General features: G+C 41.1%; 27 protein-coding genes. 24 read left to right on the plus strand and 3 right to left on the minus strand.

Annotated features, from left to right (window positions below):
• The first annotated feature begins 58 nt into the window (after nucleotides 1-58).
• Complete coding sequence (urtE, locus tag H5647_RS04725) at nucleotides 59-754, plus strand: urea ABC transporter ATP-binding subunit UrtE (protein ID WP_045856698.1); 696 nt, start codon at nucleotides 59-61, stop codon at nucleotides 752-754.
• A gap of 144 nt (nucleotides 755-898) precedes the next feature.
• Here the strand turns inward: urtE and H5647_RS04730 are convergent, their stop codons facing one another.
• Nucleotides 899-1321, minus strand: a complete 423-nt coding sequence (locus H5647_RS04730) for a hypothetical protein (RefSeq protein WP_045856700.1) — start codon at nucleotides 1319-1321, stop codon at nucleotides 899-901.
• Nucleotides 1322-2144: 823 nt separating this feature from the next.
• Between H5647_RS04730 and H5647_RS04735 the strand changes: the two genes are divergently transcribed.
• From H5647_RS04735 to H5647_RS04840, 22 genes are all read left to right on the plus strand, one after another.
• A complete protein-coding gene (locus H5647_RS04735) occupies nucleotides 2145-2333 on the plus strand; it encodes a hypothetical protein (RefSeq protein ID WP_045856703.1) in 189 nt (62 codons plus the stop codon).
• 24 nt (nucleotides 2334-2357) lie between these two features.
• Nucleotides 2358-2600 carry a hypothetical protein gene (locus tag H5647_RS04740; RefSeq protein WP_045856705.1) on the plus strand — a complete coding sequence of 81 codons (243 nt, stop codon included), beginning with the start codon at nucleotides 2358-2360 and terminating at the stop codon, nucleotides 2598-2600.
• 120 nt (nucleotides 2601-2720) lie between these two features.
• A complete protein-coding gene (locus tag H5647_RS04745) occupies nucleotides 2721-3224 on the plus strand; it encodes a hypothetical protein (RefSeq protein ID WP_045856706.1) in 504 nt (167 codons plus the stop codon).
• Nucleotides 3208-3690, plus strand: coding sequence for a hypothetical protein (locus H5647_RS04750; protein ID WP_045856707.1), 483 nt, complete (start codon nucleotides 3208-3210; stop codon nucleotides 3688-3690). The genes H5647_RS04745 and H5647_RS04750 overlap by 17 nt, the downstream gene beginning before the upstream one ends.
• A 123-nt stretch (nucleotides 3691-3813) precedes the next feature.
• Complete coding sequence (locus H5647_RS04755) at nucleotides 3814-4002, plus strand: hypothetical protein (RefSeq protein WP_045856709.1); 189 nt, start codon at nucleotides 3814-3816, stop codon at nucleotides 4000-4002.
• Between the two features lie 304 nt (nucleotides 4003-4306).
• A complete protein-coding gene (locus H5647_RS04760) occupies nucleotides 4307-4744 on the plus strand; it encodes a DUF3592 domain-containing protein (protein ID WP_045856527.1) in 438 nt (145 codons plus the stop codon).
• Between the two features lie 134 nt (nucleotides 4745-4878).
• The gene (locus tag H5647_RS04765; protein WP_045856711.1) at nucleotides 4879-5256 is read left to right on the plus strand and encodes a hypothetical protein; all 378 of its coding nucleotides are present in this window, start codon (nucleotides 4879-4881) and stop codon (nucleotides 5254-5256) included.
• Between the two features lie 110 nt (nucleotides 5257-5366).
• Nucleotides 5367-5708 carry a hypothetical protein gene (locus tag H5647_RS04770; protein ID WP_045856714.1) on the plus strand — a complete coding sequence of 114 codons (342 nt, stop codon included), beginning with the start codon at nucleotides 5367-5369 and terminating at the stop codon, nucleotides 5706-5708.
• Nucleotides 5709-5788: 80 nt separating this feature from the next.
• Complete coding sequence (locus H5647_RS04775) at nucleotides 5789-6211, plus strand: hypothetical protein (protein ID WP_045856715.1); 423 nt, start codon at nucleotides 5789-5791, stop codon at nucleotides 6209-6211.
• Between the two features lie 129 nt (nucleotides 6212-6340).
• Nucleotides 6341-6724, plus strand: coding sequence for a hypothetical protein (locus tag H5647_RS04780; RefSeq protein WP_045856718.1), 384 nt, complete (start codon nucleotides 6341-6343; stop codon nucleotides 6722-6724).
• Nucleotides 6725-6834: 110 nt separating this feature from the next.
• Entirely contained in the window at nucleotides 6835-7296 is a 462-nt protein-coding gene (locus H5647_RS04785) for a DUF3592 domain-containing protein (RefSeq protein WP_045856721.1), read from the plus strand.
• Nucleotides 7297-7413: 117 nt separating this feature from the next.
• On the plus strand, nucleotides 7414-7626 hold the full coding sequence (locus H5647_RS04790) for a hypothetical protein (protein WP_045856723.1): 213 nt from the start codon (nucleotides 7414-7416) through the stop codon (nucleotides 7624-7626).
• A 122-nt stretch (nucleotides 7627-7748) separates the two neighbouring features.
• A complete protein-coding gene (locus H5647_RS04795; protein ID WP_045856724.1) occupies nucleotides 7749-8084 on the plus strand; it encodes a hypothetical protein in 336 nt (111 codons plus the stop codon).
• Nucleotides 8085-8219: 135 nt separating this feature from the next.
• The gene (locus tag H5647_RS04800; RefSeq protein WP_045856726.1) at nucleotides 8220-8522 is read left to right on the plus strand and encodes a hypothetical protein; all 303 of its coding nucleotides are present in this window, start codon (nucleotides 8220-8222) and stop codon (nucleotides 8520-8522) included.
• A 166-nt stretch (nucleotides 8523-8688) separates the two neighbouring features.
• A complete protein-coding gene (locus H5647_RS04805; protein WP_045856728.1) occupies nucleotides 8689-8940 on the plus strand; it encodes a hypothetical protein in 252 nt (83 codons plus the stop codon).
• A gap of 126 nt (nucleotides 8941-9066) precedes the next feature.
• Entirely contained in the window at nucleotides 9067-9474 is a 408-nt protein-coding gene (locus H5647_RS04810) for a DCC1-like thiol-disulfide oxidoreductase family protein (RefSeq protein ID WP_045856729.1), read from the plus strand.
• Between the two features lie 81 nt (nucleotides 9475-9555).
• Nucleotides 9556-10062, plus strand: coding sequence for a hypothetical protein (locus tag H5647_RS04815; protein WP_045856730.1), 507 nt, complete (start codon nucleotides 9556-9558; stop codon nucleotides 10060-10062).
• Nucleotides 10063-10168: 106 nt separating this feature from the next.
• A complete protein-coding gene (locus H5647_RS04820) occupies nucleotides 10169-10522 on the plus strand; it encodes a hypothetical protein (RefSeq protein WP_045856732.1) in 354 nt (117 codons plus the stop codon).
• Between the two features lie 225 nt (nucleotides 10523-10747).
• Complete coding sequence (locus tag H5647_RS04825; protein WP_045856734.1) at nucleotides 10748-10972, plus strand: hypothetical protein; 225 nt, start codon at nucleotides 10748-10750, stop codon at nucleotides 10970-10972.
• Between the two features lie 101 nt (nucleotides 10973-11073).
• The gene (locus H5647_RS04830; protein ID WP_045856736.1) at nucleotides 11074-11457 is read left to right on the plus strand and encodes a hypothetical protein; all 384 of its coding nucleotides are present in this window, start codon (nucleotides 11074-11076) and stop codon (nucleotides 11455-11457) included.
• A 131-nt stretch (nucleotides 11458-11588) separates the two neighbouring features.
• Nucleotides 11589-11921, plus strand: a complete 333-nt coding sequence (locus H5647_RS04835; RefSeq protein ID WP_045856738.1) for a hypothetical protein — start codon at nucleotides 11589-11591, stop codon at nucleotides 11919-11921.
• 2971 nt (nucleotides 11922-14892) lie between these two features.
• The gene (locus H5647_RS04840) at nucleotides 14893-15189 is read left to right on the plus strand and encodes a hypothetical protein (RefSeq protein ID WP_162926286.1); all 297 of its coding nucleotides are present in this window, start codon (nucleotides 14893-14895) and stop codon (nucleotides 15187-15189) included.
• Nucleotides 15190-15288: 99 nt separating this feature from the next.
• On the opposite strand, the gene H5647_RS04845 is transcribed toward H5647_RS04840, so the two are convergent.
• Together H5647_RS04845 and H5647_RS04850 are read right to left on the minus strand one after the other, a co-directional pair.
• On the minus strand, nucleotides 15289-15591 hold the full coding sequence (locus H5647_RS04845; protein ID WP_045856568.1) for a type II toxin-antitoxin system RelE/ParE family toxin: 303 nt from the start codon (nucleotides 15589-15591) through the stop codon (nucleotides 15289-15291).
• Nucleotides 15588-15830, minus strand: a complete 243-nt coding sequence (locus tag H5647_RS04850; RefSeq protein WP_045856744.1) for a type II toxin-antitoxin system ParD family antitoxin — start codon at nucleotides 15828-15830, stop codon at nucleotides 15588-15590. Before H5647_RS04850 ends, H5647_RS04845 begins: the two co-directional genes overlap by 4 nt.
• A gap of 161 nt (nucleotides 15831-15991) precedes the next feature.
• On the opposite strand from H5647_RS04850, the gene H5647_RS04855 reads away from it, so the two are divergent.
• The gene (locus H5647_RS04855; RefSeq protein WP_082086953.1) at nucleotides 15992-16321 is read left to right on the plus strand and encodes a CPCC family cysteine-rich protein; all 330 of its coding nucleotides are present in this window, start codon (nucleotides 15992-15994) and stop codon (nucleotides 16319-16321) included.
• Nucleotides 16322-16370: the final 49 nt, after the last annotated feature.

Here is a 16370-nt window from a genome sequence, read left to right on the forward strand (position 1 = left end):
TAAATGAATAGCCAGCTTGGGTGTTCGTAACGGTACCGTAGAAAAAAAGAGAATAGCCATGCTAAAGGCACAGAATATAGATTTGTTTTACGGGGCTAGCCAAGCGTTAACCGACGTTAGCTTAGAGGCAAAAAAAGGTGAGATTACCTGCATACTAGGGCGCAACGGTGTAGGTAAAAGTAGTTTAATGCAAGCCGTTACGGGGCGGCACCCCGTAAGCGACGGAAGCGTCTATTGGAATGACCAGAACATAACCCAGCTAACTGCCGCCGATCGCGCGCGATTAGGTATTGCGTATGTGCCACAAGGCCGGCAAATATTTTCACAATTAACGGTAATGGAAAATCTAAAAACAGGGTTCGCGGCACTACCGCGCTCACAACGTAAAGTGAAAGACGAAATATTTGACCTGTTTCCAGTATTGCGAAAAATGATGCGCCGCCGCGGAGGCGACCTATCGGGCGGCCAACAGCAGCAACTATCGATAGCGCGCGCACTGGTAATGCAGCCCAACCTGTTGATACTAGATGAACCCACAGAAGGCATACAGCCGTCCATTATCAAAGATATTCATAAAGTTATTACTATTTTGCGGCAGCAAGGCGAAATGGCCATTATCTTAGTGGAACAGTATTTCGAATTCGCTCGCGATCTAGGCGACAAATATTCTGTAATGGACCGTGGAGTGGTTACGCTCTCCGGCGATATCGCTACAATGAACGAACAAGATGTACGCAAATACCTAACGGTCTAACCCTCCCTTCTTACGCCCTTCCAAAAAAGCACAGTTTACGGGCTGTGTTTTTTTAAATAGATAACTCGCGAAACGACAATCGGAATAAGGAAAGTAAAGCCTCGCGTAAAATATTGGATGTAAATTCAGAGTTTGCCGTGGGTGTCAATTAAAGCTCGGCCACATCTTGTTTTTCCAGCTATTGACTATACTATCGCGTTGAGCTAAAAAATCTTCAGAAAAAGCGGGAATATCCCAAGCTGCCTTCTCAAGCTTCTTGGTATGTTGGGTGAACTTCCAGTTTATTAAAATTAAACCTATCATCACAACGGTTTCTTTAGAGCTGGCTATATCGTTGAATGCACAATAGCCAAATAATACGATTGCACCAAGACCGCCCAACATAACGGGATACACTAGTATCATTTGCCAAGTCGCAAGACGTTTAAATGCTTCTATATTCTCTGTGGTGGCAATAATGCTAACGTCAGTTAAGAATGCTTTTAATTTCATTGCTCCCCACACGGAAAAAATTATATAGATCAATACCAGTGCGAAAAATAAAATATAGAACGTAATAAGTTGCATTTATACTTCCTTGTGCCGAATTGATAATGTGTCAATAGATCCCGATAAAATGCACTACTGAATGATACCTAGTGATAAAATCGCTTAGTTAAAGAGCTTATTATGTTGGTAATAAAGTTACCGATAACTTTATGCCAGTTGCGCCAATATTTTTTGAATATGTACTTCAGTCGTATCAAGGATTTGAACACCGAGAATATCATTATCTTGTAATAGTAGCGGGAGTTCTGTATCGCCAAGAACAAGTCCTTGGATATTGTATGCACGCTTCATTTTTCCAGCAATGGCAATAATTTCTACTTTCGTTTCATCTCAAATAACACCTTTTACACGTTCTCCCATATATTTAGCGTGTATGTAGTTCTGGTCGCTCACGTCAGGCGTAACCACTTGAATGCCATGCTGAGAAAAAACTGGGTTGTAAACATTACCTTGCATTGTGAATGTAGTCCTCACTAAATCGACACAATGGAAACCATATTCTAGTACTTTTTCGCACGAGCCTTCCACTATACTTTATAGCGGTCCCCTTATGTTTTTCTACAGGCTCGTTAAGTGTAAAATAATCGGACACCCATGTTAACGGTCAAAAAGCGTGGTATTTACCACATAAGGTGATGTGTAAACTTGGTTTAGAGTACAAAGTGGTATTAGGCTTAAACGCGCCCTCAATTCACGAACTTTGACGTCGTACTGACATATATCCACGCTGTATAAATACTATTGCTATATGCCTAGATTTAGGTATATAAGTATAAATGTTGTGGAAATGCGTCTTAACGACATTGAATAAACTGTTAAGTGCAAAGGGAGTTTGTGATAATTGAAAAATATCGCTATTACAATCGGGATTCTATGCGCTTTTGTTCTATATATTGCTTCCTCGTCACCTGATGATCTAGTCATTGATCAAGAAGGAAATATAGTTGGTGCATTTAATCATGTTCGAGAAGCCGCTCAAGGAAAATCATTTTGGGAAGATCAATTAAAGTTTGCTGAGTCAGAACTCTAGTGGGAAATGGATGAACCCAGACGAATGGCACAACTTGATCGCGAGATGGATGAAATACTCGATGAAGCAGATGAATCAATGGAAGAGTTTTACCGTGATTATCCAGAAATGAGGCCTTCTAAAGCTGAGCTACAGGCTGAAGCATTAAGAGATAGGGCTGATGAAATCGAGCAAATGGAGTTAGTTAAAGAACTTGAACAAATGCGTAGAGAAAGAATCTCTGAGCTAAGAAAAATAATCCCATTAATAAGATCAAAGGCATTTTAACGTGGCGGCACTTAACAAGTGGCTGCAACCGACCGCAAAAACTGTCACTTGTTTTGCCAAAAAGCCGGCAAAACAACCGCCATTTTTTGCGGCGGCTGAGCCAGGCGTTAGGAGCAAACCATGAGCAAATATATTCTATATGTATTTTTCCTTTCTTTGAGTGGCTTTGCTTCTTGTGATGAATTGATCTGGGATGTGTTTGTGCATAAGAAGGCATTCGTCGGAACAGCGACAATAAGGAATACTGAAAGAGGGGTTCATATATCTAAAATAATGGATCGCGTTCCAAGTGGAATAATCATTAAAGGTGTCTCCGTTAATTTATACAACGAAAATCGAGAATTGCCGTTACATAGCGAGATAATTAAGTATTTGAGTTTACACTTTCCCAGCGAGCTGAAAGAAGCATTGAATGCATCAGGTAATATGCATAACCCGACTTTAGAGCCATTGAGGGAGCCGCTATCTCAGGCAATTGCAGAATCAACATCAGTTAAGCCATTGCTTACTATCTTGGCTGCCGAAGGTTACAGAGTTAAAAAGGTACACTTTGACAAACTCCGAATAATGGAGAAAAGGTTAATTCAGGCGGGGGTATATATAGCAATTGAAAAAATCTCCTAACAAGGCCAGTCAATCTGACCTCCGTAAATCGTCTTCTTTTTTGCAAAAACACGCAAAAAAGCAGCCAATTAACTCCGGCAGTTGCTGGCGGCGTTATGCAAAAGGAGTTGAGATGAGTTTTTTCGGTAAGGCCGATCAAGAATTCGATGTTAAATTCATATTTGATCACTTAAGAAATATAGGTATTTGCGTAGCTATTGCACTGTCAGCGAAATCTATATTTGAAAATCATACTAATGAACAGTTATTGGAGTTCGTTGCTTTTCCAGTGCTTACTAGTTATCTGTTGGCTATTGCATCTGGTTTGCTTCTAACGCTAAATCTAACTCAGGTCGTATATTTACTTGCGGGTAAGCTAAATAACAAATCTAGAATGTCGTGGGTGAATGCTTTGGTATTAATAATTTTTTTAGTGCCAATATACTTTGCTACATTGGCATTGTTTTGGGCCCGCTTTTTTGCATAACAATTAGCTGCACGCTGACAACCTTTGCTACGCTCATTTTGTGTATGTCGCGTAGCTCCATTATACACAAAATTCTCTCCGCAAAGGTTGTAGGTGAGCTAGGCGTTATGACTTAAGGCAACTATGAAGTATATTTTCCTTTTCTTTGTTTTTTTATCCATTAATACATTCGCGTGTATTGTTGGGCCTGTTCAGCTTAATGTTTCCGAACCCAATGGCTTTAACTTCGTTGAGAAAGAGTCTGAGTTTTACGAATCGGTCACCGAAATTAGTATTACAGCCCCATTAAAGTATAAGGGTGAACCCTTTTAGCTAGGAATCTATTCAATAAGCCTAAATGGAAAGTTGGTTGGTAAATCTATTCATTCATCAATAAATGAATCAGGTGTACCTGAATTCCTTGGGTATGTAAGCAATAAACCTGGTTTTAGCTACAGTGTTTCGTTCTTGTATGGTGAGGGTCGGTGTAAATCTTATGAGTTTACTGCTAGCAATGAAAAATAGTCATAACAAAAGTAGCCAATTGACCTCCGTAAGCTGTCTTGGTTTTTGCAATAAGACGCAAAAACACAAGCCAACTTACTCCGGCAATTGCTACTGGCGTTAGCTCTAAAGTATGGAAATAGAACTCGGAATATATGGGAAGATTATTTTTTGGTGTTTAGCGCTTTTAATATTCCTGTATGAGATTTATCAGGTTTTAAAAGGGAGAGCCTCCGATAGTTGGCGAGCACATACAGCAAAGGTCACAGACGTTCGTATCGATACACGGATAGATGATGGAGTCGAGGAGAGTAAGCCTAGTATCAAATATCATTACTCATACATGGGCTCTTCTTATAGAGGTAGTAAGATTAAGTATGGTGGTCTTTGGTCTAGTAAGTATGGCAACGCAACTACAATGCTGTCGGGTATCGTCAAGGGAAGTGATGTAACCATCTACGTCAATCCCAAACGTCCCTATCAGTCCGTTTTGTATCGCGGGTATCAAGGTAGTGCTGTCTGGTTTATTTGCTTTATGGCTGTGTTTTTCTTCATCGCAGTCCAGAGCTAACAAGGCAGTCAAATTGACGGCTATTCCGTCGCTTGTTTTGGTGGCGGCCGCTACGCTGCCACAAAAACAATCAACTACATAGCCGCAATTTACTGCGGCGTTACATTCACAAACTGGGTTGTAGAAAATTTTAAATGAAAATAGCGCTTTCACTAATTCTGATTGTGGTCAGTATTTCAGCTAGAGCTAATACGCTGGAAGACTTCTATTATCAGCTCCCCATTTTTATTTGCTATGACGATGTGTATCTTGGGTGCAGAAACGGAGAAACCATTGAGGCGTGTACAAAAGGTTTGGTGCAACACCGAGAGCCTTGCGTAAAAAACAGGAACATTGATTCGATGGAGGTTTTAACCGAGGCTATGGGTTGTATGGTGTTAAAGCACTCAGACGTCGAAACTATAGAAGAATTCGAAGCTAAGTGTAATGGAGGTATGAATATCAATATTACCAAAGCGAAGGAAAAAGTCGAAAAAGCTGATCATGACTGGGTGCTCGAATTATTAAAATGAATGTAACAAAACAATCAACCGGACTTCGCTAAGCGTGGTTCGCTTTGCTCACAATACCACGCTTAGCTTCGCTCGGTTATTGTGGCGTTACATTTCACAAGGAGTAAGAAGTGTCTTTCTTCAAAAATAGAAAACTTAAGAAAGTAGCAAGAAATAACGGAATTAACTTTGATGGCCCAATGGGGCTATCAATAAACAATAAGCTTGTAAGTGAATTCGGCTATTTGCTTAGGTATTACACAGAAGGCGAACTTGAGTCATTTACAAATCGAGGTCAAATTCATCGTGTAAAAGATCAAGTTATTTCGGCAGTGGGTCAAGATTTGACTAATCCGAAAACAAGAGAGGAAGAAGCTCTGGGGATATCTAGGGCTACCGCTGAGGCGAACCTCCGAAATCTAAAGGCAATAGTTACAGCTCTATCCAATTATCATGAGGCTGAAGTTGCCTAAAAATGTAACAAGGCAAGGCAAAATCGCCCTTCGGGCTGGACGCGCTAACGCGCGCCTTTGCTTGCGGCGTTAGGTGAGAAATGAAATTTAAACAAGTTTTAACTATCATTGTTGCAATACAACTTCTCGGCTGTAAAAGCGATGGAGGTGAGGAGCGTGTTAAATGGGAGGGTCCGATAGCTGGTGATAGTAATGAGTTCAATCAAACGAAGATTGATCAATGGAAGATATTAACATTTCCAGATGGTTCGCCAAATTTTATATTAGTGAATAAGAGCAACGGCCCAACGTTTTCTTATGATTCGCTCGGTGCAAATTCTACGATCATGGTGCACCAGCCTAGTGGATCAGGGCAATCTTCGATTGATGTGATTGATCTGGACAATGACGGTATATTCGATTCAATAAAATTCTTCTCTAGCGCAGATGGAGACGAATTTGTAATGCATGAAGCAAGGCTGGTTAACGGAAATTGGGTTTTAAATGAGCACAGAAAAAAGTAATGGTGTATCACCTAACAAGGTTGTTAACCTGATGCCCCATGCTACGCTCCTTTTTGCGGTGGCTTCGCCACTCTACCGCAAAAAAAGCTCCACATGAGGCACAGGTTACAACGGCGTTAGCACTACATTATGGAACAACATACGCCATACGAAGAAAGGTCAGGTCGACAGCCAGATTTTATAGTTGAATACGAAATTGATTTGGCCAAAGAATTGAAAAACGCTAAGCCCAATCAGGGAATGAGAGTCGACTTCCTCTATGAAGGAGATGACCCTCAAATAGATGGTGTGCATATGATTTGGCCTGAAATATTAGACGATAAAGGTTGTGTCATAAAAGATACAACGCCGGGGGATATTCCTCAAAAAGGTTACGCTAATATGTGGGTGCTTAGTGAAGAGCGTCGTGAGTATCACCACAAAAGGCTTCAAATCGGAACTAAAGGCATCTGGTGGCGTGGCGGCAGAGTTGCATACGTAAAGGTGGTTCAAGTCAATGCAGTCAAGTGCTAACAAGCAGCTCAATCCGACCTCCACTACGTTGCTCGTTTTGTGCTTTTTCGCTACGCTCGCACAAAACAACCAACTTCGTTCCGGCGGCTTAGCTGGGCGTTAAGGCCCACATGCCCGAAGAATTCGAATTTCTAATTAAAGCATTATTCGTCGTCATTGGAATCGGCGGTGCTTTATATTCAGCTTACGCAACCATAATGGCAAAAATCTCATGTGGTTGGGTTCCTGTTACTGGAAAAATCACCTCTCATGAAATGGACGAGAGTAGAGATAGTGACGGTGATTCTATGTATAAAGCTAAAGTCGAATATGCTTATGAATATCGAGGTCGCAGATATAACGGAAAACGAATTGCCTTCGGGTTTTCGTCGTGGAATATTCGGTCGCTTGTATCTAAGGCTTATAGTGAAGCTATATCTGAATATCCAGCGGTGAAAGTTTACGTAAATGGAAATTCACCAAAAATATCTAGCATTTTAGTTGGCATTCGAAGCTTCCATATAGCCAACATATTGTTTTTTAATTTTTGGAATATTATTGTATACAAAGCCTTAACAAGTTTGTCCATTTGACGTTTTGGTCTACGCTCCGTTTTGGGGTGGCTTCGCCACTTTACCCCAAAACTCCACTACAACCAAAACGCAAATGACAAAGGCGTTAGAATTTTCCATAATTTAGAGGGAGCTAAAATGTTCAAACAAATCTGGAAAGGGTGGACTATAGGTGTATCAATTATTTTTACTCCACTTTTGTTAATCGTAGCTTTAGTGCAGACAGGCGCTCCAAAAAACATGATTTTTGCTGTGCCGCTAGTACCAGTTATAGCTGCTTTTCAAGGAGTATTAATAGGAGCTATTATCTGTCTAGGCCTTAAAGTATTGTCTTTTATAAAAACAAAGTAACAGCCAAAAATTCTAACAAGGCAATAAAGCAGGACAAAAAACAGTTGGTTTTGCTCCTGCGTCGCTAATTTTAACCAACTATTTTTTGCCTCTTATTGAGGCGTTATGGCTACAGGTAGAAAATGAGAGCTTTCGTTAAAGTCACATTATTACTCTCTGTCATTGTGAGCTTAATCTCTTGTTCCTCAAGTGGGGCAGTAGAAGAAAGGCAGGAGTTTTGGCTGCAAAAAATTAGTGAGTTTAAGCCCGTTGGAAAAACTCGATCAGAGCTATTTGAATGGCAGAAAACAAATGATATCCCCTTGAATTCCTTTCCGAACAAGGGTGGCGTCATTCTTGAAGTTATAGAAGGTGATGGCCTAGTATGCTCAAAATGGCATATATTGCTTTCAATCGACGTGGATTCTAATGATTTAATATCAAACTATTCAGTTACAAGTGCAGGAACATGCTTGTAGTAAACGAATTCGGCAGCCATAACAAGGCCAGTCAATCTGACCTCCGTAAACCGTCTTCTTTTTTGCAAAAAAACGCAAAAAAGCAGCCAATTCACTCCGGCAGTTGCTGGCGGCGTTAGTAGCCAAAGGAAGATCATGGAGCCTGGAAATATTCTGAAAATAGAAACGCTTGATGACGGGTGGCGAGATAAAGACTCCATTATGTTACATGCTTGTTTCCAACTACTAAGTGATTGTATAAATAAAGAAGAATTGTTGAGCGGTCATACTGACTGGGAGGCAGATGAAAAACATCGTGCGGCAAAGAGCGAAATAGAAGAGCTTTATGTTTGGTGGCAATCATACAAGGAAAGAGATATTCCAAACGATGATGGCTACGAAGAAGAAACAAAAATGTTATTACGTCTTATCAATATTAGGTGGGCGCTGTGGACATAGCTACTAACAAACATGTCAACTGGACAGTTTTTTGCTCCGGCCTTTTGCAAATTTCGCTTCGCTGCATTTTATCGCAAAAGTCCTCCACAAAAAACTGCCAGTTACATGGGCGTTATGTGTAAGGAGAGATACAATCGAGTTTAAAGTTGGCCAGCATGTCAAGTATATGCCTCCTTATAGAACAGAAAGCGAATTGCTTCAAGCAGCTGAACTTTCTGGGTTGGAGCCACGAAAAATCTATCGTGTGAAGAAAATAGACCATGAAATTCTTCATATAGAAGGTGGTGGTAAAGACCATATATCGTCATTTAAAAGTGGTGAGTTAGAGGCTAAGCTGGGAAAGGTCGATGATTCGTGGCAAGAGCAAAAAAAACGCCTAATAGATCGACATGCGAACTTTAACCATCGAAACACATAACAAGTGTAGCCACCTGACACAAATTACTACGCGCTTTTTTGTGTTTTCGCTACGCTCAATTTTACACAAAAATGCACTACGTAATTTGTGCAGGTGCTACAGGCGTTATGAGGTGAGGCTAACCGAGTGAAACGAGAAGAAATACTGCTTGTTTATGATCGAGAATGCCCCGCTTGTAACGCTTATTGCCAAGTGGTCAATATTCGTGACAGTGTAGGAGACTTACGCATAGTAGATGCACGAGAAAACAGCGAAGTTATGGACGAAATTACATCTCAAGGTCTCGACATTGATCAAGGAATGGTACTAAAGATGGGCGGGCAGCTTTACTACGGTGCAGACGCCATTCACGCCCTTGCACTCATTGGCAGCAGATCAGGGATATTCAATCGAATAAACTATTGGATGTTCAAATCAAAAACTGTCTCATCAATTCTGTATCCCATGTTAAGGTTTTTCAGAAACCTATTACTAAAAATACTGGGAAAAACAAGAATTAATAATATGAATTCTGAAGGCAATGATAAATTCTAACTGCCTCATAACAATCAAATCTTGCGGAGCAACTTACGCTACGCTTCAGTTGCCCGCAAATTTGGGCGTTAGCAATCAATCATGAATGAAGAGTATTTCAAATTTAAAGAAGGGGTTGTTTTATTAAACCTTGTCTTTGTAATTATGTTTGGATGGCTGACCCTAACTCTACTGCCATCGGCCATTGAAGATTTACGTAATTTTCAAGGTGTAGAAGATTTATATATTTCTGGATTTATTGTTGTTTTAGTTTGGTTGATTGTAAGTGAGTTTGGATACGGTCTATTGCTTTACCTTCCAAGTGGAACAGCGTTAGAGCTTCACGATAGTCATATTCGGGTTTGTACCATATTTGGATTAAAGGAGATTCCTCGCAAGGCAGTTAAGGGCTGCAAGAACCCAGTGCATCGAATGACTAGAGGGGGAAAGGCCGGACTTGTAGTAATCTCCGTGTCTCCTCAGTATAGGGTTATCGGGCCTTATGGGTTTAAAATTAATCCAAGGTTTCACGGGGCATCGGTTGTTGGAGAGGATGAGCAATCTATTGTTAAAAAAATTAGGCAGTGGCGCAAAAATAAAAATTGCTAACAAGGCAATCTTGCCTCGTTCGCTTCGCTCACTGGACCTCCGTTTCGGCGCTTCGCGCCTACACTACGGCCGCAAATTGCGGCGTTAGCTTCAAGTAGGTAGAGTCGTGGAAATTTTTATAAATATCGTGGCCTTTTCGCTTATAGGATTTTTGGGCCCATATTTGGCGAATAAATACAATAAGAAAAGATATGAAAACATCGAAAAAAGAATTTTTCGTGATCTTGGAGATAAAATTGAAATAACAACATCTCTTGGGTCTTGGCTTTCTAAGCCAAAAGTTAGGCGAGTAAAGAAAGGTAGTGTCACTAGTATCAAGCAGGCTGCAGTGGTAAGTCTATTCTTAAGCAATAAAGGAGTTATAGATTTGTTTCACGGCTGCCTATATTCTAAAGAGATAGCAGAGGAAGCAGCTAAATATTTCCCTGAGGCTGAGTTCGTAATAGTTCCTCTAAATTAGAAGTTAAGAGCATTTATTAGTGAATAACACTTTATAAATATCTTCTTGTAGGGCATGGCACATGTATTCGCGAAAGCTAACAAGGCCAGTCAGCAACGCCCACGTTGTGGGCTGGACAGCTTACACTCCGCACCTTTTGTGTTTCGCTGCGCTCATTTTACACAAAAGGCGCTCCGTGCAAGCTGCCGCTGCTGGCGGCGTTAACTGTATCTATAGAGAATATTTATGTCTGACAATTCAGAAATCCCAGCAAAGCTTTACACCCACAGTGGCGGCGAAGATGAGCCTGTTTTATTGGATGCATTTCTTAATCATGGCGGTTCAATTACTATTAAGATCAATGAAGAATCTTGGGTTGAGTTGTCACCATTGTCGGCAAAAGCATTAATCGGCAAGCTCAATGTAGCAAATAAGGATTCAGTAGCTGCATTACTGTCTACGGACGAGTAATGCGTAACACAGTTAACAAGCACATCAAAAACCGCTCCACTTCGTTTCGCTGGACGTCGCTGACGCTCCGCCTTTTATGTGGGCGTTAGGATTCAGAATCAATGAACAAGATGGTTACGATAATTTTGTTGCTATTAAGTAGCGCGAGCGTTGGTGCTGACTTTATATTGGGAAGGTACGAAGCTGTATTTGAAACGAGTTATGGAGTGGATATACTTTTTGAGCCAAATGGAAAATGCATTGCTAGGCAAATTCTTTATCCTGAACAGGAGGGCGAAACCACTGAAATTTCTGAACGCCTATGTAGTTGGAAATTCAATAGTGGAATCGTAACTGTCATATCGGATAAAGGTAGCGTTAGCAATTATCAATTTTTACCTAATCTTTCTGAGTTGCCACACGGTGGTGACGAATTTAAGCCTGGCATTATCCCGCTAAGCGGAAGGTATATAGTGCAAGAGGCATACATGTGGAAGTTAAAGTGAGACATCCTAACAAATGTAGGCAAGCGACAAATACTGCGTCGCTCCGCTTGTGTAAGGGCTTCGCCCATTTTACACAAACTACACAACACAGTATTTGCGCCTGCTACAGGCGTTAGAGGGCAGGCATAGCTATGCGTATTTTTTTAATTTTTAGTATGCTTATTTCTGGTTATAGCTTTAGCTGTGATAATGCAACCGAAACGTATTACACGTGGGCGAACTTGAAAGTCTTTCCAGAGACGGTTTCTAGCCCCATTACTAAGGCTGAAGCCGAGAACAAAGAGTTAAAAGGTGAGGCTTATTACATACAGCTTGTTTGTGACTCAGGTGACTTGTTAATGCTTACCAAAAGGCTAAATGGTGCGGTGTTTTTCCAGATAGATTACCTCGATAATGCTGAGGGGATCTATGGAAAGATTACAACAAACTCAAATGGAGGTACTACGAAGTATGTACACAGGTGAAGCCTCTAACAATACGTGCCAGCTGACATTTTGGTCGGCGCTTCGTTTTGTGTATGGCTCCGCCATTTTACACAAAACTACACACCAACCAAAATGCAGCTGCACTCTGCGTTAAATAGCTCGGCAACATACTATTTATACGGCGTGAAGATTTCAGTTTTAAACTTACATTTTTAGCTGTGTAGTGGTTTTAAATATAATGCTAGTTTCATAACGAAACAGTTCGTTTAGCTCTACCAGCATTAAACCGTGCAAACCACTCTAAAAGTCTGTTTTAGTATTTTAAGTTTTACTGGTTGCAAGCATATTTTAGTAACTCGTAAAAAGTGTTATTTTCGAGCGGGTAGTTTTAATGAAGAAAAAAGCAGAGCGGGGTAGTGGTGTAAAGTTTACCGGTCGTTCTTCTTAGGGTTTTCAGGTTTAGCGTTTACGGGTGTTCATGTAGCGTTGTTCGCCACTTTGGTAGCAAAGCTCCATTTGCGTTCCGCAACGCAGTGTTGGTGTTGTTTGGTGTATCGCCATTTAACAAGGCCATCATGCTGCGCCAGCAAGCTGGCTGGACAAATTTTCCGTTGTTTGTTTTGTGCTTTAACGCTACGCTAGCACAAAAAAACAACTCCAAATTTGCCGCATATGGCGGCGTTAAAGGCTGTTCGTGGTTTTAGGGTTTTCCACCAACGAGTTAGCAGTGATCGTCCGCCTCTTTCAGTCCGTGTGTTTAACCGGTAAAGTGGCTTGTAATAAAGACCGCGTCAACGTGGCACCAATGGAGGGTTTAGCGTGTTGTATCCATCTCAATCCATCCGTTCCCTGTGTTCCGTTTTGTCGTCAACTAATAATCAAGGGCAGTGCTTCGCATTTGTTTGTGCCGGGCTAAGTCCAGCACAATTAGCTAATACAGTGCTGCCCTTAACAAGTTTAGCCATGCGACGCCCAAAAGGCGGGCGCACATGCTAAAGGCGTTAGGCTTCCCTATGATGCAGAAGACATTACCAGTAATTTTAATAATTATAAATTTAGTCTACGCACCGTTTCTATTTCTACTAGTCTGGGGAGGGATGCCCCGATGGTACGCGCAAATGTATGGTGTTGGGGTAATAATCCTTGGATGCCTATTTGTAGCGGGTTACAAATTGAAACTAAAAAATAGAGGCATCTTACTGCTATGCTGCATGCTGGCAATGCTTTTAACGCACACTAAATCCGGTCTAGTATTTGGTGTTGTAATTCCCAGTGTCACAATTGTTTATGCCTTGTTAGTGTCACTTGCACCTTCTCGTTACCCTTACTTATTTTGGTTCGCTTGTGGTACGGTTGGGTCGTATATCTGGCTTCAGAGCGCCAATAATTTTTGCAATTATCTCGTTTTGTACATGTATTCGTTTTTTTCAACAGAAACTGATCAAGTACTAAGCTTTATAAGGCCAATAGATCTTGAACTTATCGCTTTATCCTTGGTTGTGGTTGGCCCACAGATCGTTAGTATAGTAGTTCTACGGTTTTTGCAGACTCGCGGCCTAACAAATAAAGCCAGCAGGACGCCGCAAGCGGCGCCTCTGCTTTAGGCGTTACTTGTCTATTAAAAAAAGTTTGGTGTGTAGTTAAGTTTCAGTAGGGTATTCCTAAATTCGTTACCCTCCATCAAGTTTAGGTAAGCCACCTTTGGTCGCTTACAACGTGCTTCGTAAAAGGTAGATTTGGTAATCCGGTAAAGCTTCGTTGCAAAAAAACGCAACCAAGCTTTACCTAGCAAAGGGAGTTTGCGGCTTATTCCTCCCGTTTGTTCCTTTCTGTTGGTTGCCATAATCACTTGTTGTTTTGGGTCAATTTTATGCCTTCTGTTTTGGCTATCCCACGGTTATAGTTGGGTCTAACCAAAGCTTCAAGCTTTTTAAAAAAATACAGAAATTGGCGTAGCAGCGTAGTTAAAAGTGAGTAGGTGTTTGGTACAAGTAACAAATCGCTGCACACGGACGCATATTGCTACGCTCGTTTTTATGTATGTCGCGGTGCTCCATTTTACATAAAAACGCTCTCCGCAATATGCGCCGGTGAGCTCGGCGTTATATTTCGGGAGTGGCGAATACTTGGAAGACATAAAATTTATTATATTTGGTTTGGTGTTCTTCCTTGTAGGAGGTGCCTTCGAATATTTTAGGCGTAATAAGCCATGTGAGAAGTGTGGCGGGAAGATGAAAGTTGTTGGCGTAAAAGATCCGCTAGGTAAGAATATTACAAAGACGACTACAATTGGGATTTCGCTGGGGTTCCCACATGATAAATTAGTCAAATTAAAGTGCAATAAATGTGGTCAAATCAAGAATGAAAAATGGAAGTCATAGTTAGCAATATTTTAAGAGTTAAATATAACAAATCCAGCCAAGCTCAGCCACTGCGTGGCTTGGACTTCCGTTACGGCGCTTCGCGCCTTCACTCCAGCCCTTGCTGGCGACGTTACTTGTCTATTAAAAAAAGTTTGGTGTGTAGTTAAGTTTCAGTAGGGTGTTCCTAAATTCGTTACCCTCCATCAAGTTTAGGTAAGCCACCTTTGGTCGCTTACAACGTGCTTCGTAAAAGGTAGATTTGGTAATCCGGTAAAGCTTCGTTGCAAAAAGCGCAACCAAGCTTTACCTGGCAAAGGGAGTTTGCGGCTTATTCCTCCCGGTTGTTCCTTTCTGTTGGTTGCCATAATCACTTGTTGTTTTGGGTCAATTTTATGCCTTCTGTTTTGGCTATCCCACGGTTATAGTTGGGTCTAACCAAAGCTTCAGGCTTTTTAAAAAAATACAGCAATTGGCGTAGCAGCGTAGTTAAAAGTGAGTAGGTGTTTGGTACAAGTAACAAATCGCTGCACACGGACGCATATTGCTACGCTCGTTTTTATGTATGTCGCGGTGCTCCATTTTACATAAAAACGCTCTCCGCAATATGCGCCGGTGAGCTCGGCGTTAAGTTCCATCAAGAGAATGTCATGAGATTAAAAGTTGGATGGCTATTGTTGGCAACTGGAATTGTTGCAGGGCTGTACTTTCTCGGCTTGGCTCTCTACTTTTATGGACTGTATTTATCTCAGCCAGATAATCCAGCGAGACATGAGTATTTGATGGGAGTGGCAATTGGTAGCATGTTTGCTTGCCCCTCTTGGGTTGGAGCTTCCATTGGGGGGTATTTACTTCAAGATAAGCTACATAAATCAATTCGTCTTGGTAGCTACATAGTTTGCTTTATTTCTTCGCTAGTATTTCTGTATTATTTGGTGTTTGGCTAGTATGCGTTCAGAACTTAACAAAACAATCAACCGGACTTCGCTAAGCGTGGTTCGCTTTGCTCACAATACAACGCTTAGCTACGCTCGGTTATTGTGGCGTTATGAGCCGCCAAATTTTGAGAGTACGTCCATATTTTTGTGGAGAATACGAATAATTTGAATGCTGCCTTGGGTCGCTATGCGATAAAAAATTATATGACTACCCTGAGGAAATCTTTGGTAATTTTCTTTTATATGGTTACAGTTATTGCCTATTTCGGGGGTATTAGAAAGCACATGAAATGTATCATCAAATTGCTTAATGTAAATGTAGCGTTGCTCTCGTCCCCAGCGCTTTTCAGTAAATTTAGCTATAGATTTCAAATCAGTTTTAGCACGTCGTGTTAAAGTAAATGCGCTCATATATGACTTTCAGCATCAAGTTCACGCATGAGGCTGTCATAGCTATAGTCAGCTGTACCGCTTTCTTCTCCGTCAGCCAGCATTTGGCGCAATACATCAAGTTTGCTCTCCTTATCTTCAAGCACCCTCAAACCTGCACGTATAACCTCGCTTGCAGAGCCATAGCGGCCACTTTGAATTTGATGAGAAATAAAGCCGTCAAAGTGTTCGCCTAACGTCATACTTGTGTTTTTAGCCATGATTCACCTCCGGAATACCAATATATACCTAATTATGGTATAAAAGTCATAACAAGTCAAAGCACGCGGACGTGGCAAAGCTGTCACCTTTTGTGCAAAAACACGCACAAAAGGTGACAGCTTTGTCACGCCGGTGTTTGAGGCGTTATAAGTAATTGCAAATGTTTAAGAAAATTGTAAGTTTTTTTAAAAACAAAAAAATAGAGTGGTATGAGCCTGATGACCCAACTCCAAGGGAGCAGTGCCCTTGCTGTGATTACATATCGTTGCCTGAGCGTAACAACTACTTAATATGTCCGATCTGTTTTTGGGAGGATGATGGTCAGGATGTTGATGAGTTAGATATCGAGTCTGGGCCAAACCACGGCATTACATTGCGGGAAGGTAGGGAAAACTTTAAAGGGTTCGGTTCATGTGAACTGGAAATGAAGAAGCATGTTCTTCCCGAGCATCAACGAAACAGTTATGAACTTAAATCAAGAAACTTATAACAAAGCCAGTCAATCTGACCTCCGTAAATTGGCTGCTTTTTTGCAAAAA

This window comes from Teredinibacter purpureus (assembly GCF_014217335.1).
Taxonomy (GTDB): Bacteria; Pseudomonadota; Gammaproteobacteria; order Pseudomonadales; family Cellvibrionaceae; genus Teredinibacter; species Teredinibacter purpureus.

Excerpts from the sequence above, each read along its gene's own strand:
- urtE (WP_045856698.1), top strand. The coding sequence starts at position 59 with ATGCTAAAGGCACAGAATATAGATTTGTTTTACGGGGCTAGCCAAGCG.
- H5647_RS04730 (WP_045856700.1), bottom strand. The coding sequence starts at position 1,321 with ATGCAACTTATTACGTTCTATATTTTATTTTTCGCACTGGTATTGATC.
- H5647_RS04740 (WP_045856705.1), top strand. The coding sequence starts at position 2,358 with ATGGCACAACTTGATCGCGAGATGGATGAAATACTCGATGAAGCAGAT.
- H5647_RS04745 (WP_045856706.1), top strand. The coding sequence starts at position 2,721 with ATGAGCAAATATATTCTATATGTATTTTTCCTTTCTTTGAGTGGCTTT.
- H5647_RS04755 (WP_045856709.1), top strand. The coding sequence starts at position 3,814 with ATGAAGTATATTTTCCTTTTCTTTGTTTTTTTATCCATTAATACATTC.
- H5647_RS04760 (WP_045856527.1), top strand. The coding sequence starts at position 4,307 with ATGGAAATAGAACTCGGAATATATGGGAAGATTATTTTTTGGTGTTTA.
- H5647_RS04765 (WP_045856711.1), top strand. The coding sequence starts at position 4,879 with ATGAAAATAGCGCTTTCACTAATTCTGATTGTGGTCAGTATTTCAGCT.
- H5647_RS04775 (WP_045856715.1), top strand. The coding sequence starts at position 5,789 with ATGAAATTTAAACAAGTTTTAACTATCATTGTTGCAATACAACTTCTC.
- H5647_RS04780 (WP_045856718.1), top strand. The coding sequence starts at position 6,341 with ATGGAACAACATACGCCATACGAAGAAAGGTCAGGTCGACAGCCAGAT.
- H5647_RS04785 (WP_045856721.1), top strand. The coding sequence starts at position 6,835 with ATGCCCGAAGAATTCGAATTTCTAATTAAAGCATTATTCGTCGTCATT.
- H5647_RS04790 (WP_045856723.1), top strand. The coding sequence starts at position 7,414 with ATGTTCAAACAAATCTGGAAAGGGTGGACTATAGGTGTATCAATTATT.
- H5647_RS04795 (WP_045856724.1), top strand. The coding sequence starts at position 7,749 with ATGAGAGCTTTCGTTAAAGTCACATTATTACTCTCTGTCATTGTGAGC.
- H5647_RS04800 (WP_045856726.1), top strand. The coding sequence starts at position 8,220 with ATGGAGCCTGGAAATATTCTGAAAATAGAAACGCTTGATGACGGGTGG.
- H5647_RS04805 (WP_045856728.1), top strand. The coding sequence starts at position 8,689 with ATGCCTCCTTATAGAACAGAAAGCGAATTGCTTCAAGCAGCTGAACTT.
- H5647_RS04815 (WP_045856730.1), top strand. The coding sequence starts at position 9,556 with ATGAATGAAGAGTATTTCAAATTTAAAGAAGGGGTTGTTTTATTAAAC.
- H5647_RS04825 (WP_045856734.1), top strand. The coding sequence starts at position 10,748 with ATGTCTGACAATTCAGAAATCCCAGCAAAGCTTTACACCCACAGTGGC.
- H5647_RS04830 (WP_045856736.1), top strand. The coding sequence starts at position 11,074 with ATGAACAAGATGGTTACGATAATTTTGTTGCTATTAAGTAGCGCGAGC.
- H5647_RS04835 (WP_045856738.1), top strand. The coding sequence starts at position 11,589 with ATGCGTATTTTTTTAATTTTTAGTATGCTTATTTCTGGTTATAGCTTT.
- H5647_RS04840 (WP_162926286.1), top strand. The coding sequence starts at position 14,893 with ATGAGATTAAAAGTTGGATGGCTATTGTTGGCAACTGGAATTGTTGCA.
- H5647_RS04845 (WP_045856568.1), bottom strand. The coding sequence starts at position 15,591 with ATGAGCGCATTTACTTTAACACGACGTGCTAAAACTGATTTGAAATCT.
- H5647_RS04850 (WP_045856744.1), bottom strand. The coding sequence starts at position 15,830 with ATGGCTAAAAACACAAGTATGACGTTAGGCGAACACTTTGACGGCTTT.
- H5647_RS04855 (WP_082086953.1), top strand. The coding sequence starts at position 15,992 with ATGTTTAAGAAAATTGTAAGTTTTTTTAAAAACAAAAAAATAGAGTGG.